A 22,633-nucleotide genomic window follows, 5' to 3' on the forward strand; every position below is an offset into this window, starting at 1 on the left:
ATCTCATTGCCCTTCAGCTGGCTGGGATAACCTTTGCCGTTGAACCACTCGTGATGGTGCAGCACGAGCACCGCCTCTTCCTGGAGCAGCTTGATCGGCTTCAGGATCTTGTAGCCGAGATAAGGATGCTGCTTCATGGCCTCGTATTCCTGGAACGTGAGCTTGCCTTCCTTCAAAAGAACTTCGTCGGGAATGCACAATTTTCCGATGTCGTGGAGAAGCGTCGCGTGATAGAGCACTTCGGTTTCATCCAGCGTCATGCCCATGAGCTCGCCGACCTGCGCAGCGTAGCGGGCCGTGTTGGCCGAATGCCCGGCCGTCAGCTTGTCCTTGCTGTCGAGCGTGAGGATGAGAGCCCGCGAAGCGTCGAGGCAGGCGCGGTGCGCCAGGTCGCTCACCTCCGTGATGCGCCGCTGAAACTGCGTGATCTTGTCTTCGCTGATGGCCAGATGCGGAAAATCAGGGATGGCCGTGGGCACGATGTCGCGGTAGCGCGTGATGCGGTTGCGCCCGGCGACTTTGGCGCGCATCGCGGCCTGGCTCGCGAAGCTGAGCAGTTCGAAACGTTTCTGGATCGGATCTTCGGGAAATGACGACACGCCGATGCTGACGGTCAGCTGGATCTGTTCCGTCTCGGGGAAAAAAGTCTTCATGGAAAAAATCTTGTGCAGGCGGTCGGCCAGCTCGAGCGCCGCGGCATAGCCGGAATGCGGCATCAGCACCACGAACTCTTCGCCGCCGTAGCGCGCGATGACGTCGCTCATGCGGCAATTGTCGAAGAAGACTTTCGCGCATTCTTTCAGCAGCCGGTCGCCGGTCTGGAAGCCGTTTTTCTCGTTCACCTGCTTGAAATGGTCGAGGTCGATGAACACGCAGGATATCGGGTAATTGTAGCGGACGGCCGCGGAAAATTCTGTGTTAAGTCGCTCGTGAAGGAAGCTGTGATTGTAGATGCCCGTGGCTTCGTCCCGGTATTTGGATTCGTCGCCGATGGGGCGCGTGGGCACGTCCGGAATTTCCGGGGCCGCGCGCCGTTCGCTTTCCTGCGCGGACGGCATGTAATCCGTGAGCGCAAAGCGCGGGTGCGACATGCAGTACTTTTTATAAGAGCCGTCGAGAAGCGCCGCGAGGTCGTGAAACTGGCTTTCGTTTTTGATGATGAGGTCCGCGACGCCGTGGCGGATGGCTTCGCGCGCAATCGTGTCGTCACGCACGTCGGTCATGAGGACGAAGGGAAGTTCCATATGCACTTCGTGCATTTCCTTAAGGAGCTCGAGCCCGTCGCGGTCGTGGAGCCGGCTTTCTACGAGCAGCATCTGGTAGGGATTCTTGCGCAATTTCTGGAAAGCGTCGTGGACTTCGGAAGCCTGGTCGATTCGGAACAAATAAAGCGGATTGCTTTCGAGGCTTTTGCGGATCAAATAAAAATAGTTAGGGTCGTTCTCTACCACGAGCAGATAGATCTGCCGCTTCTTCCTTGAGTCCATCCCGCCCCCTTAAGGCCAAAGGCTCCGGAATTAGGGTCCAGAACACCCTTAAAAAAAAGTATACGTTTAGGTTTCCCACTTTACAAATCGGCGGCGTGATTCTAAGTCCATCCGTTGCCAGACTTTGGGAAAGGTAACTAACAATTTTTTCGGGGTTTGGCGTCAGCGGCGGGCTTGGGCGAGGGCTTTGACCAGCCCCTGGAGAGTATGTTCCCGGGCCTGGCAGAAGACTTTTTTCCCGGCCGAACGGAGGGTGCGGCTCGTGACGGGACCGATCGAGACAAAGCGGCTTTTCAGCCTGACCCCGGAACCTTTCAAGGCCTGGAAGAAATACGTGACCGTGGACGAGCTGGTAAAAACGACGTAGTCGATGCCGCCGTAGCGCAGCCACTGCTGCAGCTTTTTCGCGCCTTCCCGGCTGGGGAGCGTGCGGTAAGCGGTCACAGCCGTGATCTCGGCCCCCGCCTTGGCAAGTTCTTCCGCCAAAAATTCCGGCGCGATGTTCGTCCGGGGCAGCAGCATTTTTTGTCCCGCGAGCGGTCCGAGCGCGCGGAACGCCTTGACCAGCGCGCCGGAATGATACGGCACGGGCATGAGATCCGCTTTCACGCCGTGGCGCAGGAGCGAACGCCGAGTGGAATCGCCGATCACGGCAAAGCGCACGCCCGCGAGGGAGCGCACGTCCTTGCCCGCGGCCGCGAGCCTGCCGAAAAAAGATTCCACGCCATGCACGCTTGTGAAAAGCACCCAGTCGAACGAGCGGATCTGTTTCACGCAGCGGTCGAGCGGCGTCCAGCCCCGCGGCGGAAGGATCTCGATCGCGGGGAATTCCAACACGCGCGCGCCCTCGCGCTCGAGAAGACTTTTCAATTCCCCAGCCTGCGATCTCGCGCGCGTGACCACGATCGTTTTGCCGAACAACGGCTTGTGTTCGAACCAGGCAAGGCCGCGCCGCAGCTTCGCCACCGGGCCGATCACGGCGAGCGCGGGCGACTGGACGCCCAGGCGTTTCACTTTGGCCGCGATGTCCGCGAGCGTGCCTTCCACGGTCCGCTGTTCCGGAAGCGTGCCGCGCTCGATGACGGCGGCGGGCGTGGCCGCGGATTTTCCGCCGGCCCGCAGGTCGCGCGCGATGCCGAAAAGGTTTTTGACGGCCATGAACGAAACAAGCGTGCCGCGGAATTTTCCCAGCGCTTTCCAGTCCACGGCGCGCTCATTCTTCGCCGGATCTTCATGGCCGGTGACAAAAAGGACCTGCGACGACAGCGCGCGGTCCGTCACCGGAATGCCCGCGTAGGCCGGAACGCCGGTGCCCGCGCTCACGCCGGGAATGAATTCGAAAGGGATGTTTTTCTTTTTCAGGAAAAGCGCCTCTTCCCCGCCCCGGCCGAAAATCAGCGGGTCCCCGCCCTTCAAGCGCGCCACGCTTTTTCCCTGCGACGCGTATTTTCCGAGCAGGCGGTTGATCTGGTCCTGGGAAAGATAAGAAGATCCGCCTTCGCGGCCGAGCGGCAGATGCGGATGCTTCACGGCCGGAATCTTCCGGGCTTTGGGACAAAACTCCAAAAGCCCTGGATGCACGAGCCCGTCGTAGAGCACGACGTCCGCGCGTTCCAAAACTTCGCGGCCGCGAAGCGTGAGCAGCCCGGGATCGCCGGGACCCGCGCCCACGAAATAAACCCGGCCTTTGCGCGCTTTTTTCTTCATGGCTGCGAGCGCCTCAATTTCTCGATGATGGCGTCGCCGCCCTGATTGAGAAGCATGTCCGCGAGCCGCACCCCCGCCTGATGCGGATGATCGGCGGGTTCGGAGACGTGTGCTTCCACCGCTTTCAAACCGTCAGGCGAGAAAAGCGCGCCGCCGGCTTCGATCCTGCCGTTCTCGACACGGGTCCACATGCCGCACGGCAATTGGCAGCCGCCCTCGAGGTGGCGCAGGAAAGAGCGTTCGCATTGCAGGACAAGCGCGCTCGGAGCGTCATGCACGCCGCGCAAGGCCTCGTCCGCGAGCGCGTCCTTCTCCCGCGTCTCCACAAGAATAGCGCCCTGCCCCGGCGCGGGATAAAATTTTTGCGGGTCCAGCATTTCCGAAACCTTCTGCGTCAGGCCGATACGTTTCACGCCCGCGTAAGCGAGCACGATGGCCTCGTAATCGCCCCGCAGCATTTTGGCGATGCGCGTGTCCACATTGCCCTGGAGGTCCGGCACCTGGACGCCGGGGCAAAGCCGGATCACCTGCGCTTTGCGCCGCAGGGAGCTTGTGCCCACGCGCGCGCCGGCCTTGAGCTGGCGGAGTGTTTTCCCGTCGGGAGTCAGCACGCAGTCGCGCACATCCTCGCGCTCCAGCACCGCGCCCACTTTCAGGCCCGGCGGCAGGACCGCGGCCACGTCTTTGGCACTGTGCACGGCAAGGTCCACGCTTTTGCCCAGCAGCGCGTCTTCGATCTCACGGGTGAACACGCGCTTGGTTTCAAAAGGGTTCACGCTTCGCACGCCTTCGCGGTCGCCGCTGGTTTTGATCGTCACGATCTCCACGGAAAAATCCGGCGCGGTTTTCAGAACGAGGGTTTTCACGAGATTGGCTTGATATAAAGCAAGCGGGCTGCCGCGGGTGCCGATGCGTAATTTTTTTTCGCCCATGGGATGGCCCCGGTTGCGGAGTTACGGCTTGCGTTCGGAGTTTTCGGGCTTCGGTTCTTCGTGCGGGTCGAGATCGAAAAGGGAGCGGAGCGCTTCCAGGTAGCGTTTGACACCGCCGTTCTGGGAAGCTTCTTTGATTTTTTCGATCGGGGCATGCAGCAGCCGGGAGCGGATGTTGTCTTTGATTTTTCTTTTCCGCGCCTCATCCAGCCCGGATTCCCGGAGTCCGGAATCCAGCTCCCGCTCGATCAGCTGGTCGAGAAAAGTCTCGAAACGCTCGAGCGTGGGGCGGGCCTTGAGCTGTTCGAGCCAGCTCGAAAACGCGAGCACCGCGGCGCGCGTCAATTCCTCGGCGTCGCTCATCTGCTTGCGGCGCAGGTTGAGATTCGCGTCGGCCACGCCTTTGAGATCATCGATGTTGTAGAGGTAAACGTCGTCGATCGCATGCACGTGCGCGTCCACGTTGCGGGGCACCGCGATGTCGATGACGAAAAGCGGGCGGTGGCGCCGCGCGGCCATGACCTTGCGCACCTGGTCAGCCGTGATGAGCGGCTTGGCCGAGGCGGTCGACGTAATCAGGATGTCCACCGCGTTGAGCGCGCCGCTCCAATCCTCATGGCCGATGCGCTCCGCTCCGAATTCCGTGGCGACTTTTTCCCCGTGCTCGGCATCGCGGCTCGCCACATACACGATCTCGGCGCCGGAAGACTTGAGGTTACGCAGCGTGAGAAGCCCCATTTCCCCGGTGCCCACGACCATGACTTTTTCGCCGGCCAGCTTGCCGAAGATTTTTTCCGCGAGCTCGACTGCGACCGAGGGAATACTGACTGCGCCTTCGTTGATCTTGGTCTTGTGGCGCACGTCCTTGCCGATTTTCAGCGCCTTTTCCATCAGGCGGTAAAGCACCGAATGCGTGGTGCCTTCCTCGTTTGCCATGCGGAAGGCATCACGGAATTGGGAGAGGATTTCGTTTTCGCCGATGACGAGCGATTCCAGGCCGGCCGCGACGCGGAAGATATAGTGGATGGCGTCTTTACCGCTGCGCGTTTCCACGAACGGTGAAAACGTCTCGCGGCCTGCGCCGTGCACGGATTCCATGACGTTGTAGATCGTCTCTTCGGGGCAGGCCTCGAGTTCGGAATAACCGAAAAATTCCACGCGGTTGCAGGTGGAAAGGATGACGAGCTCGGACACGGCGGTAAAATCGCGCGAGGCGGCCAGCGCCGCGCGCAGCTTGTCCTTGTCAAAATGGATCTTCTCCCGAATTTCCACCGGGCAGCTCTTATGGTTGATGCCGAAAACAAAAAAACTCATGACTTCCTTTATTGATAATAGTGATGGCTGCCTTCGACAAAGCGCATGCCGAGAAACGTAACGATGACCATGCCGAACGCGACGAGACTGAAAACGATGACGCGTTTGCCGCGCATGGCGGAAACATAATGCTGGTAAAGCACCGCCGCGTAGCACAGGATCGTGGCGAGCGTGGCCAGCGTCTTGGGATCCGCGAGCCAGTATTGCCCGAACGCGGCCTTCGACCAGACAAAACCGATCGTAACCGCCGTGAAAAGAAGCGACGCGCCCCAAACCATGGGCTGAAAGATGAGTTTTTCCAGGGCTTCCAGCGCCGGAAGCTTGTGATAAAAACGGCCGTGATGCCTGGATTTCAGCTCATGCTGCTGGATGAGGTACAGCACGCCCGCCGCGAAAGAAATCGTGAAGCAGGCGTAGGCAAAAAAAGCGCTGACCACATGCAGGGCAAAATACGCGTCTTCCGGAACCTTGGCGGGCGCCGCGCCTTGACGGAAGCTGAGGCCGGCCAAGACTGAAAATGCGAGGAGAATGGGCGTCAGGATGAGCCCAAACGATTCATTCTGGATGCGCACGAAAAGGACCAGATACACGAAAGCAAGCGACCACGCGAAAAAAGCCATGGCCTGTGAGGCATGCGTTACCGGAAGAAAATAGCGGTGCTCCACGGCTTCGGCGAAGAAATAAAACGTGCTGACCAGAAAACCCAGGCGCATGAAGGCAAAGGCAAGGCTATGTTTTTCATTGCCCGCCTGCGAGAAGGAAAAACTGTGGAAGACAAAGGCGACGAGATAAAAAAGGCACGTCATCCAGAGAAGCGTGAGCGAGAGGTTCATGTTGTCCTAAACGGGAAAGCGCGGGCGGGAACTATCCGACGCGTTCTTCCTGAAGTCCTTCCAGAGAAAGATTTGCCCAAAAATGCTCGAGTTCGTTCTCGAGAACCAAACAGGGATCGGGCTTGAGCCCCGTGATCCTTTCGACATCGGCCAGCGCGGCCACGTCCGACGGATTGGCCATTGCAACTTTCAGCCGCGTCTCCGACTTTGCCAGCGGCACCAGCTTGCGGCTCTGCATGTAATCCACGCTGAACATCCCGAGCGCCTCGCGGCTCGGCGCCGACTGCTTCAAATTCACGTACGGCACGCCCCATTTTTTCTCCAGCACTCCGCCGAGCTCTTCGCTTTTAACGGCTTTCATGGAGATGAGGATCTGCCCCAGCCTTCTTCCGGTCTGAAAATGTTTTTTCAGCGCCTGCGTGAGCTGCTCTTCCGTGATGAAGCCCTGCGACAAAAGCGCCTGGCCCAGGAGCTCCTCGGTTTCCTTCGCGGCCTTCGGCGCGTCCGTTTCCTGGGACAGAATTTCGTACGCCTTCTCGAGCTGCCGGATGGGTTCGCAGCGGCGGTCCCGTAAATAATGGCTTCCGGGCTGGGACTTCAGGAACGCCTTGACCTGAGCCGCGTCCTGCGCGATCTCACCCAGGCTCTTGTAGGTGCGGTGGAGATTGTTGCAGGCCGCCACCGAGCACGACATGAGAGGAAACGTCTCGCGCTTGCCCCGCCGGTTGGTCACCCGGATGTGGCCTCGCTTTTGGTCCTCCTCATTATAGTAGGTCACCAACACCCGGTCAAACTCGGCCAAAAAGCCCCGTGCGTAGACCGCTTCGAACTCCGGGCGCAGGACCACGACGAAATCGTCGCCGCCCACGTGCCCGATGAAGTAATCCCCGGAGAGGATGGTCTTTTTCGCCTGCTCGATGAGCAGCTTCGCGGTCTGGCGCAGGACGTCGTCGCCCTTTTCGAAGCCGTAACGGTCGTTGAACGTCTTGAAATTGTTAATGTCCACGTACAGGACCGAAAACTTTTCCCCGGTTTCCAGCTTGCGGGTGACGATCCTGTCGATGGCGTGATTGCCGGGAAGATGCGTGAGTGCGTTCGCGTCGATGCGCTCGCGCGTGCGGCGGATGTTGATCGCGACGCGCAGCTGCAGGACAAAAGCGTCGAAGGGCTTGATCAGGAAGTCGTCGAAGCCGCGCTCCTGGCCCACGACGAGTTCCGCCAGATGGTCCTGATCGGTCATCATAATGACGGGGATTTTGGCCAGATGCGGCCGTTCACGGATTTTTTCGATCAGGCAGGAGCTGCCCAGGCGGTCCATCTCGGTCGAAAGCAGGATCAGGTCGGCGCTCTCCTGCTCCAGGTAAGGAAGGATCATTTCTTTCTTCTCGATTTCGACAACGTCGTAGCCGCGCGCCGTGAGCCGTGTGCTCACCAGCGCCAAAACTGACGGGTCCGTGTCGGAAACGAGTATCCTCATAGCCTCCAGGCACCTCGCAAATCAGGAACTTTAATAGCTTTCATCTGCCGATGGAAACTTCCCTTTCACAACGTCGCTGCGATACTGCGCGAAGGCTTTGGCCGCGGCCTTGCCGAGCTCCGCGTAAGCCCGCACGAATTTCGGCTGCACTTGGCCGCGGAATCCCAGCATATCCGTCAGGACAAGCACCTGGCCGTCCGTTGCCGCGCCCGCACCGATGCCGATCGTGGGGCAGCACACTTCTTGGGTGATTCTTCCGGCGAGCTTCGCCGGCACGCATTCCAGGACGATCGCGAAAGCGCCGAGTTTATCCAGTAAAACGGCATCTTTGAAAATTTCTTCGGCCTGCGCGCTCGTTTTGCCCTGCACTTTGTAGCCGCCCAGCTGGCTCGCGCTTTGCGGCGTGAGGCCCAGATGCCCCATCACCGGAATCCCGGCCCGGACGAGGGCCTCGACCTGCGGGCGGACGGCTTGGCCGCCTTCGAGCTTCACCGCGTCCGCGCCCGCTTCTTTCATGAAACGCCTGGCATTGCGCAGCGCGCGCTCCGGCGTGTCGTAAGAGCCGAATGGCATATCCGCCACAACAAGCGCCTTTTTCACGCCGCGCGAGGCCGCCTTCACGTGATGCATCATGTCGCGCATGGTGACGGGCACCGTGCTTTCGTAACCCAGCAGCACCATGCCGAGTGAATCGCCGACCAGCACGACGTCGAGGCCCGCCTGATCCACAAGACCCGCGAAGAGATAATCGTAGGCAGTCAGCACCGCGATTTTTTCCACGCCTTTTTTTTCGCGGATTTGTTTGACGGTCAGGCGCACGGCAGTCAGGCCAGGCCTTTCTGCCATTTGTACGCGTGGATCAGGTTCTGCATGAGCATGGTCACGGTGAGCGGGCCCACGCCGCCCGGAACCGGCGTGATGAACTCCGCGCGCTGAGCCGCCGCTTCGAATTCCACGTCGCCCACGAGCTTGCCTTCGACTTCGGTCGTACCCACGTCGATCACGATGGCGCCGGGTTTTATCCACGCGCCTTTGACCAGTCGCGGCTGGCCCGCGCAGGCGACGACGATGTCGCTTTCCGAAACAATTTTCTGCAGGTCTTCCTGCGAAGTCCCGCTGTTGCACACGGTCGTCGTGGCGCGCTCTTCGCCGAGCAGCATTTGCACCGGCTTGCCCACGATCGCGCTTTGCCCGATCACGACAGCCCGTTTGCCGCGCAGCGGCACGCCCGTCGATTTGATGAGCGAAAACGCGGCGTACGCCGTCGGAGGAATGAGTTTCGCCTTGCGCAGCACGATGAGTCCCAGGCTCGCGGGATGCACGCCTTCCACGTCTTTTTTCGGATCGAGCGCCATGAGCACCTGGTCCGTATCGAAATTCTTGGGAAGCGGCATGGCAATGAACAGGCCGGTCACGGAGGCCTGCGCTTCTTTGATTTTTCTCACCAGCGATTCCGTGTCGTTCCAGGCGCCGGGAAGAATCCTTTGAAAGCCGATGCCCAGTTTTTCCGCGGCCTTTTCCTGCTGGCCGATGTACCAGTCCGCGGAAGAATCCGCCCCGGCCTGCAGGGCCAAAAGCGACGGCTTTTCAAGGCCACGAGCGGCAAAGCCGGCCACGTCATTTTGAATCTGCTCGCGCAGGCTCGCGGCCAGGATTTTTCCTTCCAGGAGTTTAGCTTGGCTCACCGGCATGGACCTTCCCCTTTTGAAAACGCACTTTTAATTCTTCCAGCGCCTTTTCGCACTTTTCCTTGCGCGCCGTGTTCTTCATGTATTTGACGTTGATCATGGCCGTGTGATACGCGCCGTGGAACGCGCCTTTCAAAAGGCCGGCGCTGACGAGCAAATCGTTTTTGATCGAGCCCGAGATCAGTTCATCAAGCGACACGTTCCATTCCGCGGCCATCACGATCAGAAACGCGAGGTCGGCCTGCAGGCGGAAAGAATTGTGAAGCGCGTCTTCCATTTTGGTTTCATCGCCGCCCCAGGCGCTCATGACCTGTTCGTATATTTCGGGGTCGAGGTTGACGATCTGGAAGGCGTCGCGTTTGGCTTTTTCGAGCGATTCGAGGACATTCTCGAGTGTTGAGCGGCGCTGAGTCTCGCGCGCTTCTTCTTCGAGGCTGGCGCCGGCTTTTTTCTTGCGCTTCAGCGCAATGCGGATGACCATCTGGGAAAGGCCCATGGCCAGAGACGCGACATAAGCAGAAACACTGCCGCCGCCGGGCACGGGACGGTCGCTGGAGAGTTCATGAAGGTATTGTTCGAGAGAAAGCTGGGTAAATTTTTCCATGAAAACTCCGCAAAATTAGATTCATGAGGTAACGCGTTATATGAGGTCTGATGTAGTATAGAAAGGCAACGCAGAAGTGTCAACGCAAGTTAAGGCCCTGCGTGAGGTTAACTTACACGAGCTCCCGCAAACTTTGTAAGGCATTCCCGCGCCCGCAGCCTTCCCGAGGTTTAAGCCTTCCAGCCTTCATGTTATAGTGGCGGTTATGCCTGAAATCAGCGTCATTATTCCCACTTACAACCGTTGCCGCGTGCTCAAGCGAGCGCTGGAATCGGTATTCGACCAGGAAGGCTCCTCCTTCGAGGTCGTGGTCGTGGACGACGGCTCCACAGACAATACCGAATCCTGGATCAGCCAGGAATTTCCCGAAGTACGTTATTTTTCCCAGGAAAACCGCGGGCCTTCCGCGGCACGCAATCGGGGGCTCAAGGAAGCGCGCGGAGAATGGATCGCGTTTCTGGATTCGGACGACGAATGGAAACCCGGCAAGTTGGGGGCGCAGCTCGAGTTCTTCGCGGAAAATCCGGAGTGCGGTATCGCGCAGACCGAAGAAATCTGGGTACGGAACGGCACGCGCGTCAATCCGATGAACAAGCACAAGAAAAAAGGCGGCCGCATTTTCGAGCATTGCCTTGAACTTTGCCGTGTAAGCCCGTCGGCCGTCATGATCCACCGCCGCATCTTCGAAAGCGTGGGGCTTTTCGACGAGGCCTTCCCCGCCTGCGAAGATTACGAACTCTGGCTGCGCATCGCGGCACGCGAACCCATCGGTCTCATCGACAAGCCCTACGTCATCAAATACGGCGGCCATGCGGACCAGCGTTCACGCGAATTTCCGGCCATGGACCGTTTCCGCATGGCGGCGCTGGTCAAAATTCTGCGCGAAGGCGCGCTCTCGGACGCGGACGAAAAAAATGCGCGCGAGATGCTGCGTGTCAAAGCGGAGATTTACCGGCTCGGCGCGGCCAAACGTCAAAAGGAAGACGAAATCCGCAAAATCGAGACTCTGCTCCGTGAAATCGAACAGAACAAGCCGCTTTCCTCGGATTATCGCGCATGGCTGGATTCTTCGGCGGTGCCGGCATGAAGACTTACCGCCCGCAGAAAATCTACATCGAACGCCGCGCGGCCGGATTTGCGCTGACGCGGAATATTCTGGCGCGTTTGCCGGAGGTGCCCGTCGAGGAAGTTGAAGACGCGCGGGCCTTGCAGGAAAAAATTCGCCTGCAGCCGGATGCAATCGGCGCGGGAAAACGCGCGCTGCTTCTTGCCTACGATCCCGGCCGTTCTTTCAAGCCGTTCCCGGAATCCGAGCAATATCTTTCCTGCGATTATTTCACGCTGCACCTCGCGGAAGGCTGCGATCTCGAATGCAGCTACTGCATCCTGCAGGCGTACCTGACCAATCCGCTCATCACGGTTTTTGTGAACGTGGAAGAAATCCTCGCGGGCCTCGAGGCAACGCTGAACGAGAATCCCGGCCAGTTTTTCCGCATCGGCACGGGCCAGCTCACCGATTCCCTTTCACTTGATCCCATTACGGGCCTCACGGAAATCCTGGTCCCGTTTTTTGCCGGGCGGGAGAACGCGATTCTCGAGCTCAAAACTAAAAGCAACCAGATCGGAAACCTGCTGCGGCTTTCGAGCCGCGGAAAGACGATCGTGTCCTGGTCGTTGAACTCCGCCGCGGTCCAGAAAGAAGAAGAGCACAAGACCGCGACGCTGGATGAACGCCTGGAAGCCGCGGAACAGATCTGCCGCATGACCGATCACCGCGTGGGCTTTCACTTTGATCCCTTGATTGATTATCCGGGCTGGGAAAAAGATTACGAGGCCATCGCGGAAGAACTCTTCGCCCGGATTCCCGCGGAGAAAATCGCGTGGATCAGCCTGGGGTGCCTGCGGTTCATGCCGTCGTTGAAACCGATCATGGACGAACGGTTCCCGAAATCAACCCTGGCCCAGGCCGAATGGGTGCGCGGCATGGACGGAAAGATGCGCTATTTCAAGCCGCGGCGCGTGGAAATGTACCGCCGCATGTCGGCGATGATCGCAGCGCGAGCGCCGCAAGTCACGCAGTATTTATCCATGGAATCGCCGGAGGTGTGGAAACTCGTGTTTGGAGGCGAACATTCGAAGGAATCCGTGTGCCGGCTTCTCGATGGTTCCGCGCGGAAGGCCGCCGCGGAAATTAATGCATCGCCAAATGCGGGCGCCAGTCCGCGGGCATGAAGGCCAGAAGGCATCCGATTACGGCCAGCCAGAACACGATCGAATAAAGCAGGATGGCGATATTGCCCATACCCACCATCATTTTGCCGGGCCGCTTGCCCACGTTCATGAGGTTGGAGATGCGGATCTCGAGAATGAAGACCTTGAGCAGCAGGATCTGGTACTTGAAAAAAACCGAGAGGATCAGCCCGATGATCGCGAGATCGCGGTAGTCGGGTTTACCGTCGTAAAAGTGATAAATAAGGATAAGCAGGAACGCGGCGACGACGGCCAGATTGGCCAGGACGGCGAAAACGGCGAAAATGCGTTCATCATTTTTACGGTACATGCGTTTACCCTTTCATGGATAGGGGGATAGGCCTTATGTTTTATCGGCCTCGGGTTTGAATTCCTGAAAAGAAATCAAACGGCCGGTCCGAAGGTTCCTATTTACAAAGTCCCTGAAAAATTAAATCATATCTATTTTATCACGATCCCCAACCCTACTCTTTAGGATGGAAACATGACGGCGAAGACAAAAGCCCCCGTGCTTGCCCTGGAAACCTCAAGCCCCATTCTCGGCGTGGCCGTTCGCGCCGGGGACGGCCGGATCATCGAAGAGACCCTGGAAGGTTATTCCAAGCACGCGGAGAACCTGCTTCCCATGATCGAGCAGGCCTTGAAGAAAGCCGGCCTTGCCGTGGAGGACATCGGTACGTTTCTCATCGGGCGCGGACCCGGCTCCTTTACCGGGCTTCGCGTGGGTTTTGCGACGCTGAAGGCCTTCCGCATCCTCTCTTCAAAACCGTGCCTGGGCGCTCTCAGCCTGGACATCATTGCCGAGGCCGTGCCTTGCGGAGATCTTTCCCATCTGGGCGTTTGCCTGGACGCGCACCGGGATAAAATCTACACGCGGCTCTATAAAAAAACGGGCGCTGCCTGGCAGCCGGCCGCGGCGCCCAAGCTGACGCATTTCAACGATTGGATGAAGGAATGGCCCGGACCGCTTTATCTTGCCGGGAACGCATTGACGGCTTATAAGGAAGTCCTGGAAAAAGCCGAAAATGATAGAGCGGTCCCGCTTCCCGAAACTTATGCCGTCCCGCGGGCCGCGAGCCTCATTCGCATTTTTGAGAAAAACAGTTCCGTCCTGACCCAACTCGAAACGCCGCACGATTTCGTTCCCTATTATCTGCGGCTTTCGGAAGCCGAAGAACGCGCAGGCCATCATGCCCCAGCTTGTTGAATCACTGCAAAAATCGCACAGCACCTGGATTGAGATCCATACGGACAACCTCGTCCGCAATCTCGAAGCCATCAAGCACCTTCAGCGCGCCGAAACCCAGGTCATGGCCGTCATCAAGGCGAATGCTTACGGACACGGCCTGATCGGCGCCGCGCGCGCTCTGGCGCCGCACGTGAATTATCTCGGCGTTTCTTCGATCCGCGAAGTTTTGGAGCTGCGGGAAAATAAAATCGACTCGCCGGCCTTTCTTCTGTCCCGGCCCTTGCCGCATGAAGTTTCGTCCGTCCTTCTCGACGGTGTCACGCTCAGCATCTCCAGTTTCGAAGAAGCATCCCACATCTCCGAGCTTTCGGCGGGCATGAACCGGAAAACTACGGTGCACATCAAAGTCGATACCGGCATGGGCCGCCTGGGCATCCCCTTCGGCGAAGCGATGAAGACCATTGAGAAAATCGCCGAGCTTCCGGGGCTGGAACTTGAAGGCATTTTCACGCATTTTCCGTCCGCGGAGCAAAGCGACGGCTTCACGGAAAAGCAACTTCACGACTTCTCCCTTCTCATCCAGGCGCTCGAGCACAAGCAGATCCATTTTTCCCTGCGCCATGCCGCGAACAGCGCGGGCAGCGTGAAACTGAACACGCCGGTCCTCAACATGATCCGGCCGGGGCTCATGCTTTATGGTGTCTACCCGCATCCCGACCTGCGGCGGGCGGTCATGCTGTCGCCGGTCTTGTCGCTCAAGTCCCGCATCGTGTCGCTGAAACGTTTGCACCCCGGCCAAAGCGCCGGCTATGGCCGCCATTTCGTGGCGGAAAAGCCTACGACCATCGCCATCTTACCCATGGGCTACAGCCAGGGCTATCCCGTGCGCGCATCTTGGGAGGGCCAAGTGTTATTTCAAGGCGAACGCCTGCCGCTCGCGGGCCGCGTTTCCATGGACTATCTAGCCGTTAATCTCGGAGACCGGCGTGCGAAAGTCGGCGATGAGCTCACGCTGGTCGGCCGGGAAATGGATTCTTCCGTGACCGTGGAAGATCTGGCGGAATGGGCGGGTACGATTCCTTACGAAATTCTGACCGGCTTCACTTCCACGATTCCCAGGCTCTATTTTTAAGGACCTCTTCCATGTTTGAATTCACCCTAGAACATTATCCTGAGCTTGATTCCACCAATTCTCTGGCGCTTGACTACGCCCGCAAGGGAAAGCCCGAAGGCCTGGTGATTTCAGCGGACCATCAGACCGCCGGACGCGGCAAACCGGGCAACGACTGGCTTTCGCCCGCGGGAAAAAACCTGCTGTTCTCGCTGCTGATCCGCCCGCCTATCACGGCGGCGCAGGCGCCCATGATCACGCAGCTCGCGTGCCGGTCCGTGGCGAAAGTCCTGAAGGATGCGTGCGGAATAGATTCCGAATTCAAAAGGCCGAACGACATTCTGGTGAAGGGCCGGAAAATCTGCGGGATCTTGACCGAATCCATGTCCCAGGCGTCAGGAAGTTTGGAAGCTGTCGTAATCGGCATCGGGTTAAACGTGAATGCCCTGACCCAGGAACTGCTTGCGACCGCCACATCCATCGTGGAAGAAACCGGCAAAACGCAGGACCTCGAAGCTTTGAAGATAAAAATTCTCGAACAAATGAAAAATGACTTGCAGGTTCTCTATGCTCATTCTGCTTGATATCGGAAATACGTCGGTCACCTACGGCCTTCATCAAAAAGGCCATCTGAAGGCTTTCGGCTCTGTCCTTTTTGACGATATCCCAAAAAAATTCAAAAATTGGGTAGCTCGTGGGGAATCTCAAGGAATCAGTGTAGTTTTAAGCTCTGTTGTCCCAAAAAATACCCAGAAATTGAAAAAGATGATTTCTCGTTATCCGCAGGTCGAACTCTTTATCGCGGGCAAAGATCTGCCGGTGGAGATCAAGCACAACTACAAGAATTTCAAGCAGTTAGGCATCGACCGCAAGGTCAATGTTTACGGCGCGGTCCGGCTTTATGAGGCGCCCTTGCTGGTCATCGACTTCGGGACCGCCATCACGCTGGACTACATCTCCAAACAGGATGTCTTTAAAGGCGGGATGATTATTCCAGGTCCCGGCCTGGCTTTCCAGGCCTTGATCCAGCGCGCCGCCCTGATTCCCAGCAGCCTCCGGCTTCCCCAAAAAGCCCGGAAGTTTTTGGGTCGGAACACCTACGACTGTATCAGCTCCGGTGTGCTGGAAGGTTACGGGGCCATGATTGACGGCCTGGTCCAACGGTTTAAGTCCAAGTTGGGAAACGACTTAAAAGTCCTGGCTACCGGCGGTTTCAGCACTTCCCTCCAGCGCTACGCCAAGTCCTTCGATATCGTGGATCCCCAGCTCTCCGTCAAATCCCTGCACCTGCTCTTCCGCAACCGGCATTGGACGCGGGCCTGAGCCGGATTTCTTACCCATTTTTTCGCTTGATTTTATAAGGGAACTCCGTAGAATTGGCACTCACGGTTTTCGAGTGCTAAGGCGCTTCTCAAGCCTTTACCTCAGGAAGCGCTTCCCCGTTAGATCTGAGGACTAAAACGCAATTTCTTTCTAAATTTTTGGAACTTTATTCTGAACTGACAACAGGAGGAAAGTATGGGAGCAAAACAGATTCTTTTTGATGAAGAAGCTCGGCGCGCGATCCAGCGCGGCGTGGACCAGCTTGCCAATGCGGTGAAGGTCACGCTCGGCCCCAAGGGACGCAACGTCGTCCTCGAGAAAAAGTTCGGGTCGCCGACGATTACCAAAGACGGCGTTTCCGTCGCGAAGGAAATCGAACTGGACGATCCGTATGAAAACATGGGCGCCCAGATGGTGAAAGAAGTCGCGTCCAAGACGTCCGACTCCGCCGGTGACGGCACGACGACCGCCACGGTCCTCGCCCAGGCGATTTACCGCGAAGGTCTGAAGAACGTGACCGCCGGCGCAAACCCGATGGCGCTCAAGCGCGGCATCGAAAAAGCCGTGGAAACGGTTGTCGAAGAACTTGGTAATCTCTCCAAGACGATCGGTAAAGACAAGAAAGAAATCGCCCAAGTGGCGACGATCGCCGCGAATTCCGACTCCACGATCGGCGACCTGATTGCCGAAGCCATGGACAAGGTCGGCAAAGACGGCGTCATCACGGTCGAAGAAGCAAAGAGCACCTCCACCACGCTCGATGTGGTCGAGGGTATGCAGTTCGACCAGGGTTACCTCTCCCCGTACTTTGTGACCGATTCAGAAAGAATGGAAGCGGTTCTCGAAGACGTTTACATCCTCATTTACGAAAAGAAAATCTCCGCCATGCGCGACCTGCTTCCGATCCTGGAAGCGACCGCGAAGGCTTCCAAGCCGCTGCTCATCGTGGCTGAAGAAGTCGAAGGCGAAGCGCTTGCGACCTTGGTCGTGAACAAGATCCGCGGCACGCTGAATGTCTGCGCCGTGAAAGCGCCGGGCTACGGTGACCGCCGCAAGGCCATGCTGGAAGACATTGCGGTTCTCTCCGGCGGCAAGGCCATCACCGAAGACCTCGGCATCAAGCTCGAGAACCTCACGCTGAAAGACCTGGGCCGCGCCAAACGCGTGACCGTGGACAAGGAAAACACCACGATCATCGAAGGCGCCGGCAAAAGCGCGGAAATCAACGGCCGCGTTGCCCAGATCAAGCGCCAGCTCGAGGAAACGGATTCGGAATACGACCGTGAAAAACTGCAGGAACGCCTGGCGAAGATCGCGGGCGGCGTCGCGGTAATCCATGTCGGCGCGGCGACCGAAACGGAAATGAAGGAAAAGAAGGCCCGCGTCGAAGACGCGCTCCACGCGACCCGCGCGGCCGTCGAAGAAGGCATCGTGCCCGGCGGCGGCGTTGCGCTGCTCCGCGCGAGCGCTGCGATCGAGAACCTGAAGGTGAAGGGCGACGAAAAAGTCGGCGCCGACATCATCAGGCGCGCCCTTCAGGAACCTCTCCGCCAGCTGGCCGAAAATGCCGGCGAAGAAGGCTCGGTGGTGGTCCAGCGGGTTCTCTCGGAGAAAGCCACGGTCGGTTATGACGCGTCGACGGGCGAGTACAAAGACCTGATCGCCGCCGGCATCATCGATCCGAAGAAAGTGACCCGCAGCGCCCTTCAGAATGCCGCGAGCGTTTCCGCGCTCCTTCTCACGACCGAAGCTCTCATCACCGAGCTTCCGACCGAAGATGAAAAAATGCCTCCGATGCCTCCGGGCGGAATGGGTGGCATGGGCGGTATGGGCGGTTTCTAATTTATTTTTCAAAAATCATTTTTAACAATTCATTTAGGAGGAAAGTAACATGAAGATTAAACCCTTGGGCGACAGAATCCTGGTTGAGATTTTGGAATCGGAAGAAAAAACCAGAGGCGGCATCATCCTTCCCGACACGGCGAAAGAAGAAAAGTCGGAAGGCAAAGTCGTCGCGGTCGGAAGCGGCAAAGTCCTGGATTCCGGAAAAGTGCAGCCGGTCGAAGTGAAGAAGGGCGACCGCGTTCTTTTCGGCAAATGGGGCGGAGACGACATCACGATCGACGGCAAGAAGCACAAGATCCTCAAAGAGAGCGACGTGCTCGCCGTTTACGAAGGTTAATCCGGAACGAACCCAGAATCTAAAGGAGAGCCGTTATGGCAAAGCAACTTTCGTTTTCAGAAGAAGCGAGACGCCGCCTTAAAAAGGGCGTCAACGTCCTCGCTCACACCGTCGGCGTGACGCTCGGGCCCCGCGGCCGGAACGTCGTGATCGACCGCAAGTTCGGCGCGCCGACCATTACCAAAGACGGCGTTTCCGTGGCCAAGGAAATCGAGCTGAAGGACCCGTACGAAAACATGGGCGCCCAGCTCGTCCGCGAAGTCTCGGAAAAGACCTCCGATGAAGCCGGTGACGGAACGACGACCGCAACGGTCCTCGCCGCCGCCATCATCAACGAAGGCTTGAAGAACGTAACGGCCGGCGCAAATCCCATGGCGCTCAAGCGCGGGATCGACAAAGCCGCTGCGAAAGTCGTGGAATCGGTGAAGGCCCTTTCGAAGCCGGTTTCCGTGACAAACCGCGCGGACGTCGAAGCCGTCGGCACGATCAGCGCCAACTCGGACTCCAGCATCGGCAAGCTTCTTGCCGAAGCGCTCGAGAAAGTCGGCAAAGACGGCGTGATCACGGTGGAAGAATCCAAGACGATGAAGACGGAGCTCGAGCTCGTGGAAGGCATGCAGTTCGACCGCGGCTACATCTCCCCTTACTTCGTCACCAACACCGAGCGCATGGAAGTAAGCCTGAAAAATCCTTACATCCTGCTTTACGAGAAGAAGATCTCCACGATCAAGGACATGGTTCCCCTTCTCGAAAAAGTGGCGCGTCTCGGAAAACCGCTTCTCATCATCGCGGAAGACATTGAAGCCGAAGCGCTGGCGACGCTCGTCGTCAACAAGATCCGCGGCACGCTGCAGGTCGCGGCCGTAAAAGCTCCCGGATTCGGCGATCGCCGCAAGGCCATGATGGAAGACATCGGCATCCTCACCAAGGGCAAGTTCATCTCCGAAGACCTGGGCCTCAAGCTCGAGTCGATCGAGACGGACATGCTCGGCACGGCGGACAGCGTTCTGATCGACAAGGAAAACACGACGATCGTGGGCGGCGTTGCGTCCGACAAGGAAATCAAAGCCCGCTGCGAAATGATCCGCTCTCAGCTGGCCAAGAGCGATTCCGAATACGACAAGGAAAAGCTGCAGGAACGGCTCGCGAAGCTTTCCGGCGGCGTTGCTTTGATCAAGGTCGGAGCCGCGACAGAAATCGAAATGAAGGAAAAGAAGGCGCGCGTCGAAGACGCTTTGCACGCGACCCGCGCCGCGGTCGAAGAAGGCATCGTTCCCGGCGGCGGTACCGCGCTGCTGCGTTCGATCGCCGCTCTCGATTCGCTGAAGCTGAAAGATGACGAAGCGACGGGCGCCAATATCGTGCGCAGCGCTCTCGAAGCTCCGGCCCGCCGGATCGCCGAAAACGGCGGTTTCGACGGCTCGGTCGTCATCAAGACCGTCTTGGAATCCAAAAACACCAACTTCGGATTCAACGCGGAAAAAGGCGACTACGAAGATCTCGTGAAAGCCGGCATCATCGATCCGGCAAAGGTCGTGCGCTCTGCGATTCAGAACGCGTCCAGCATTGCCGGACTGCTTCTAACGACCGAATGCGCGGTCTCCGACAAACCGAAAGAAGAAGAGGAAGGCAAAAAGAAGAAGCCGTCGGCGTCTTATCCGGCCGGCGAAGATTTCTAACTCTTCCCCGTTTTGGAAATAAAAAAGGCCCTCTCAAAAAGAGGGCCTTTTTTATTTCCGGCGATGTCTCAACCGGTGGCGGACGGTAAAACAAAGGCTTCCCGCAGTCGCGCCGATGCTGTCCCAAAGGACATCCAGCAAATCAGGAACGCGCTCGGGGATATAATGCTGCAGCCATTCGGTCGCCCCTCCCCACATCAGGCAGGCCGCGATGACCAGCGCGAATATTTTAAAGTCCGTCATCCGGTAGGAAGCTACTCTCCGCCCGAAGCGCAGATAAAAAGACATCAGATAAGCAAAAATGGCGTAAGAAATGACGTGAGCAAAAGGATGAAGATATTCTTTCGGAAGGATTTTATTGGTAATCCATCCCGGCTGGACCGCCCAGAAAAGCAGCAGCCCCGCCCACATAAGCGAGGCCTTGAGAAATTGTCTCCTCTTATGAGAAAGCGTCAGCATCTATCGTCTAACGCCTGCTCTTGAAGATTTCGGACGTGACTTTGGCTTCGATGAACTTGCTGTAGTCCGTAACTCTTTTCCGACCGCGGGGAATTCTCGTGTTCCGCCTCAAGGGATGCTTGATCAGCGGGCCCACGTGATAAAGAGTCGTCTTGGATTTGCTGTCCATTTCCGGATAGATCTTGTTCATGGGTACATTTTTTTTGATCGATTGCACTTCCGCAAGAAAAGTACCTTGATGGGACATGAAGGCGATAAAATCCACTTCATGCCCGGCAAGATTTGCATAAGTGCCGCTCGAGCGGATGTGACGCAGGATCATGTTCGTAATTTCGACGACCATGACGGTTCTGTTGTCGATTTCTTCGGTCATGACGATTTCCTTTTTTGAGATGCAGCCGTACTCATCTTACTAAAAAGACGGGGCCTTTTTAATATCCTTCTTTATTTTTTTACGATAAACTACCGCCCGACATGGCGCGTTCCAAAAAATCCAAAAAGAAGACGACGTTCTTTTCCGGTCTGAAGCTGGGCGCCGTGGCCCTCGGTGCCGTCCTCCTGATCAGCTTTAAAGGTCCCGAGCCTCTGAAACGCTTCGCCGGAAATCTTTTTTCCCGCCTGCGGGCTCCCTTGTCGGCTCCGTCCGTTTCAAAAAAACCCAAGCTTGTTTTCATCATCGATGATATCGGTTATCACCTAAACTACGAAAAAGAATTGCGCGATCTGGGCGACGATGTCGTCTATGCCGTCCTGCCTATGCTTCCCTACTCAAAACATTTTGGCCTCCTCAGCGAAAAGACCCACGCCGAGGTGATCCTCCACCTCCCGCTGGAAACCGTGGATGGGACGGTGCCGGGCCGCGGGTTGATTACCCGGCAGATGCCCGAGTCCCAGATTCTCGAAGTGCTTCGGACGAATCTGGACTCAGTGCCGCATCATCTGGGAGCCAATAATCACATGGGCTCTCTCGGCACGAGCGATCCCGCCCTCATGCGAGTCATCTTGAAAGAATTCAAAAAGCAAAATTTGCTTTTCCTAGACAGCTATACGACCCCGAACACGGTTATTCCGGCCGTGGGCAAGGAACTCGGAATGCAAATCATGAAACGCGACGTTTTTCTGGACAACGTGGACGAAAAACCCGCCATCCGGGAACAGATCCGGAAACTCAAGACCATCTCGAAAAGCCGGGGGTATGCCATCGGCATCGGCCATTACCGCTACAACACTCTCACCGAACTCAAAGAACAGATTCCCCGCTTAAAAGCCGAAGGCTTCGAAATCATTTCTCTCAGACAAATGTCACGCGTCGCGAAAAGCAAAAAATCGCGCTGATTACCGGCTCGCGGAGCTGCGTTTCGCGCTCTTCCCCCGCTTTGCCGCGGCGGGCTTTTTCTTCTTTGCCAGAGGCGATTCCGGCTTCACCAGGAAACCTTCGACCGTTCCCAAAACCCGCGACTTTTCGAGATCGAGCGCCGGCATCGAATCCAAAACACTTTGAAAGACAAGTCCCCACAAAGGGCGCAGCAGCACTTGTTCGTCCGCCGAAAAGCATGCGTTGAAAAAACTCTCCTTGGCTTCCGGCCTGAAAAGGCGTCCCGTCTCATCAAAGGCTTTGTCCCTGAAATCACGGATCGCCGCAAGCGAGAGCGGCTCCAGGCTCCGCTTCATGTCCAGCACCGTACGGACAAAAAAAGTACCAAGCGCAGAATAGAGGTTACACCCATTCCGAAATGCCGGTTTCACGAGCCTGGGAAAGGCCGAGGGATCGCTTCGGGCAATAAAATTATGAATATTCGAGATTTGATCGAGCGACTGGCGGGCCCTTGTCAAATCTTCCGAGTTATGGAAATCCCTGAGATGTTCCAGATTGTCGATGCTTTCAAAATCGTAATGGCGCGGGATGTTTTCCAAAAGGCCCGTCATGATGAAGTCGTAAGGCAGGCTCAAAAAATCGCGAAAAATCTCGGGTTTGTTCTCCCAGTATTTCGAAACGATTTTTTTTGCTCCGTCGCGCAGTAAAAATAGTTCGTAGATCCCGTAACGGAATACGGTCTCGACCCAGCGGGTTTTTAGCAGCGAAACCGCCTGGGGAAAATCTTTTTGGCTGAGCACTTCGAGGCCCAGATTGACCAGGGCCCGGGTCCGCTGAACGGCCCATTTCATTTTATCTTCGGAGGTGAGGTCCATGCCGTGAGCCACGATCAGCTTATTGGCGATCCAGGCAAGTTCTTCATAAACGCCTTCCAAAGACAGAGGATCTTCCTGGCCCAAAAGGGAAAGGGCATCGTCTAGGAAATGCTTCTTCAAATCCCAAAGAACGGGATACTGGCTTGCGATCGAAGCTGTCTTGGACTCTCCGTCCGGCCTGCGATTGTCTCTTTTCGCAGGAAAATGG

Annotated in this window: 23 protein-coding genes; 10 read left to right on the forward strand and 13 right to left on the reverse strand. The window is 57.4% G+C overall.

From position 1 onward, the window contains the following. The 9 genes from VL688_11960 to VL688_12000 form a co-directional block, all read right to left on the reverse strand. The coding region (locus VL688_11960; protein ID HTL48764.1) for a diguanylate cyclase at positions 1-1,487 on the reverse strand (1,487 nt) is incomplete at its 3' end. 162 nt (positions 1,488-1,649) lie between these two features. Then, entirely contained in the window at positions 1,650-3,194 is a 1,545-nt protein-coding gene (cobA, locus tag VL688_11965) for a uroporphyrinogen-III C-methyltransferase (protein HTL48765.1), read from the reverse strand. After that, positions 3,191-4,126, reverse strand: a complete 936-nt coding sequence (gene hemC, locus VL688_11970; GenBank protein ID HTL48766.1) for a hydroxymethylbilane synthase — start codon at positions 4,124-4,126, stop codon at positions 3,191-3,193. Before hemC ends, cobA begins: the two co-directional genes overlap by 4 nt. Before the next feature lie 21 nt (positions 4,127-4,147). Further along, on the reverse strand, positions 4,148-5,440 hold the full coding sequence (gene hemA, locus VL688_11975; protein ID HTL48767.1) for a glutamyl-tRNA reductase: 1,293 nt from the start codon (positions 5,438-5,440) through the stop codon (positions 4,148-4,150). An 8-nt stretch (positions 5,441-5,448) separates the two neighbouring features. Then, a complete protein-coding gene (ccsA, locus tag VL688_11980) occupies positions 5,449-6,273 on the reverse strand; it encodes a cytochrome c biogenesis protein CcsA (GenBank protein ID HTL48768.1) in 825 nt (274 codons plus the stop codon). 31 nt (positions 6,274-6,304) lie between these two features. Then, entirely contained in the window at positions 6,305-7,750 is a 1,446-nt protein-coding gene (locus VL688_11985; GenBank protein ID HTL48769.1) for a diguanylate cyclase, read from the reverse strand. A 30-nt stretch (positions 7,751-7,780) separates the two neighbouring features. Next, the gene (panB, locus tag VL688_11990; GenBank protein ID HTL48770.1) at positions 7,781-8,596 is read right to left on the reverse strand and encodes a 3-methyl-2-oxobutanoate hydroxymethyltransferase; all 816 of its coding nucleotides are present in this window, start codon (positions 8,594-8,596) and stop codon (positions 7,781-7,783) included. After that, on the reverse strand, positions 8,575-9,441 hold the full coding sequence (locus VL688_11995) for a bifunctional 5,10-methylenetetrahydrofolate dehydrogenase/5,10-methenyltetrahydrofolate cyclohydrolase (protein ID HTL48771.1): 867 nt from the start codon (positions 9,439-9,441) through the stop codon (positions 8,575-8,577). Before VL688_11995 ends, panB begins: the two co-directional genes overlap by 22 nt. After that, complete coding sequence (locus tag VL688_12000) at positions 9,422-10,042, reverse strand: cyclodeaminase/cyclohydrolase family protein (GenBank protein ID HTL48772.1); 621 nt, start codon at positions 10,040-10,042, stop codon at positions 9,422-9,424. The genes VL688_11995 and VL688_12000 overlap by 20 nt, the downstream gene beginning before the upstream one ends. A gap of 205 nt (positions 10,043-10,247) precedes the next feature. Between VL688_12000 and VL688_12005 the strand changes: the two genes are divergently transcribed. Together VL688_12005 and VL688_12010 are read left to right on the forward strand one after the other, a co-directional pair. After that, positions 10,248-11,129: a glycosyltransferase gene (locus VL688_12005; GenBank protein ID HTL48773.1), complete on the forward strand. Its 882-nt coding sequence runs from the start codon at positions 10,248-10,250 to the stop codon at positions 11,127-11,129. Further along, complete coding sequence (locus tag VL688_12010; GenBank protein ID HTL48774.1) at positions 11,126-12,274, forward strand: DNA photolyase; 1,149 nt, start codon at positions 11,126-11,128, stop codon at positions 12,272-12,274. The genes VL688_12005 and VL688_12010 overlap by 4 nt, the downstream gene beginning before the upstream one ends. Here VL688_12010 and VL688_12015 read toward each other — a convergent pair. After that, on the reverse strand, positions 12,234-12,602 hold the full coding sequence (locus tag VL688_12015; protein HTL48775.1) for a hypothetical protein: 369 nt from the start codon (positions 12,600-12,602) through the stop codon (positions 12,234-12,236). The two genes, VL688_12010 and VL688_12015, sit on opposite strands and share 41 nt — an antisense overlap. 174 nt (positions 12,603-12,776) lie before the next feature. Between VL688_12015 and tsaB the strand changes: the two genes are divergently transcribed. The 7 genes from tsaB (at position 12,777) to groL (VL688_12050) (ending at position 19,776) form a co-directional block, all read left to right on the forward strand. Beyond that, the gene (gene tsaB, locus VL688_12020; GenBank protein ID HTL48776.1) at positions 12,777-13,499 is read left to right on the forward strand and encodes a tRNA (adenosine(37)-N6)-threonylcarbamoyltransferase complex dimerization subunit type 1 TsaB; all 723 of its coding nucleotides are present in this window, start codon (positions 12,777-12,779) and stop codon (positions 13,497-13,499) included. Next, positions 13,483-14,613 carry an alanine racemase gene (gene alr / locus VL688_12025; protein HTL48777.1) on the forward strand — a complete coding sequence of 377 codons (1,131 nt, stop codon included), beginning with the start codon at positions 13,483-13,485 and terminating at the stop codon, positions 14,611-14,613. Before tsaB ends, alr begins: the two co-directional genes overlap by 17 nt. Before the next feature lie 11 nt (positions 14,614-14,624). Next, on the forward strand, positions 14,625-15,176 hold the full coding sequence (locus VL688_12030; GenBank protein ID HTL48778.1) for a biotin--[acetyl-CoA-carboxylase] ligase: 552 nt from the start codon (positions 14,625-14,627) through the stop codon (positions 15,174-15,176). Then, the gene (locus VL688_12035; protein ID HTL48779.1) at positions 15,160-15,915 is read left to right on the forward strand and encodes a type III pantothenate kinase; all 756 of its coding nucleotides are present in this window, start codon (positions 15,160-15,162) and stop codon (positions 15,913-15,915) included. The genes VL688_12030 and VL688_12035 overlap by 17 nt, the downstream gene beginning before the upstream one ends. A gap of 195 nt (positions 15,916-16,110) precedes the next feature. After that, entirely contained in the window at positions 16,111-17,757 is a 1,647-nt protein-coding gene (groL, locus tag VL688_12040) for a chaperonin GroEL (GenBank protein ID HTL48780.1), read from the forward strand. A 49-nt stretch (positions 17,758-17,806) separates the two neighbouring features. After that, on the forward strand, positions 17,807-18,097 hold the full coding sequence (gene groES / locus VL688_12045) for a co-chaperone GroES (protein ID HTL48781.1): 291 nt from the start codon (positions 17,807-17,809) through the stop codon (positions 18,095-18,097). Between the two features lie 35 nt (positions 18,098-18,132). After that, a complete protein-coding gene (groL, locus tag VL688_12050; GenBank protein ID HTL48782.1) occupies positions 18,133-19,776 on the forward strand; it encodes a chaperonin GroEL in 1,644 nt (547 codons plus the stop codon). Positions 19,777-19,827: 51 nt separating this feature from the next. Here groL (VL688_12050) and VL688_12055 read toward each other — a convergent pair whose 3' ends face one another. After that, entirely contained in the window at positions 19,828-20,235 is a 408-nt protein-coding gene (locus VL688_12055; protein HTL48783.1) for a VanZ family protein, read from the reverse strand. A gap of 7 nt (positions 20,236-20,242) precedes the next feature. Further along, a complete protein-coding gene (locus VL688_12060; protein ID HTL48784.1) occupies positions 20,243-20,608 on the reverse strand; it encodes a hypothetical protein in 366 nt (121 codons plus the stop codon). Between the two features lie 101 nt (positions 20,609-20,709). On the opposite strand from VL688_12060, the gene VL688_12065 reads away from it, so the two are divergent. After that, positions 20,710-21,570: a divergent polysaccharide deacetylase family protein gene (locus VL688_12065; protein HTL48785.1), complete on the forward strand. Its 861-nt coding sequence runs from the start codon at positions 20,710-20,712 to the stop codon at positions 21,568-21,570. On the opposite strand, the gene VL688_12070 is transcribed toward VL688_12065, so the two are convergent. Then, positions 21,571-22,633, reverse strand: a 1,063-nt coding sequence (locus tag VL688_12070; protein HTL48786.1) for a DUF6178 family protein, incomplete at its 5' end; no start/stop codon positions are given.

Source organism: Verrucomicrobiia bacterium (genome assembly GCA_035495615.1).
Taxonomy (GTDB): Bacteria; Omnitrophota; Omnitrophia; order Omnitrophales; family Aquincolibacteriaceae; genus DATJFP01.

Coding starts and splice junctions, on each gene's coding strand:
- cobA (HTL48765.1), bottom strand. CDS start 3,194: ATGAAGAAAAAAGCGCGCAAAGGCCGGGTTTATTTCGTGGGCGCGGGT.
- hemC (HTL48766.1), bottom strand. CDS start 4,126: ATGGGCGAAAAAAAATTACGCATCGGCACCCGCGGCAGCCCGCTTGCT.
- hemA (HTL48767.1), bottom strand. CDS start 5,440: ATGAGTTTTTTTGTTTTCGGCATCAACCATAAGAGCTGCCCGGTGGAA.
- ccsA (HTL48768.1), bottom strand. CDS start 6,273: ATGAACCTCTCGCTCACGCTTCTCTGGATGACGTGCCTTTTTTATCTC.
- VL688_11985 (HTL48769.1), bottom strand. CDS start 7,750: ATGAGGATACTCGTTTCCGACACGGACCCGTCAGTTTTGGCGCTGGTG.
- panB (HTL48770.1), bottom strand. CDS start 8,596: ATGGCAGAAAGGCCTGGCCTGACTGCCGTGCGCCTGACCGTCAAACAA.
- VL688_11995 (HTL48771.1), bottom strand. CDS start 9,441: ATGCCGGTGAGCCAAGCTAAACTCCTGGAAGGAAAAATCCTGGCCGCG.
- VL688_12000 (HTL48772.1), bottom strand. CDS start 10,042: ATGGAAAAATTTACCCAGCTTTCTCTCGAACAATACCTTCATGAACTC.
- VL688_12005 (HTL48773.1), top strand. CDS start 10,248: ATGCCTGAAATCAGCGTCATTATTCCCACTTACAACCGTTGCCGCGTG.
- VL688_12010 (HTL48774.1), top strand. CDS start 11,126: ATGAAGACTTACCGCCCGCAGAAAATCTACATCGAACGCCGCGCGGCC.
- VL688_12015 (HTL48775.1), bottom strand. CDS start 12,602: ATGTACCGTAAAAATGATGAACGCATTTTCGCCGTTTTCGCCGTCCTG.
- tsaB (HTL48776.1), top strand. CDS start 12,777: ATGACGGCGAAGACAAAAGCCCCCGTGCTTGCCCTGGAAACCTCAAGC.
- alr (HTL48777.1), top strand. CDS start 13,483: ATGCCCCAGCTTGTTGAATCACTGCAAAAATCGCACAGCACCTGGATT.
- VL688_12030 (HTL48778.1), top strand. CDS start 14,625: ATGTTTGAATTCACCCTAGAACATTATCCTGAGCTTGATTCCACCAAT.
- VL688_12035 (HTL48779.1), top strand. CDS start 15,160: ATGCTCATTCTGCTTGATATCGGAAATACGTCGGTCACCTACGGCCTT.
- groL (HTL48780.1), top strand. CDS start 16,111: ATGGGAGCAAAACAGATTCTTTTTGATGAAGAAGCTCGGCGCGCGATC.
- groES (HTL48781.1), top strand. CDS start 17,807: ATGAAGATTAAACCCTTGGGCGACAGAATCCTGGTTGAGATTTTGGAA.
- groL (HTL48782.1), top strand. CDS start 18,133: ATGGCAAAGCAACTTTCGTTTTCAGAAGAAGCGAGACGCCGCCTTAAA.
- VL688_12055 (HTL48783.1), bottom strand. CDS start 20,235: ATGCTGACGCTTTCTCATAAGAGGAGACAATTTCTCAAGGCCTCGCTT.
- VL688_12060 (HTL48784.1), bottom strand. CDS start 20,608: ATGACCGAAGAAATCGACAACAGAACCGTCATGGTCGTCGAAATTACG.
- VL688_12065 (HTL48785.1), top strand. CDS start 20,710: ATGGCGCGTTCCAAAAAATCCAAAAAGAAGACGACGTTCTTTTCCGGT.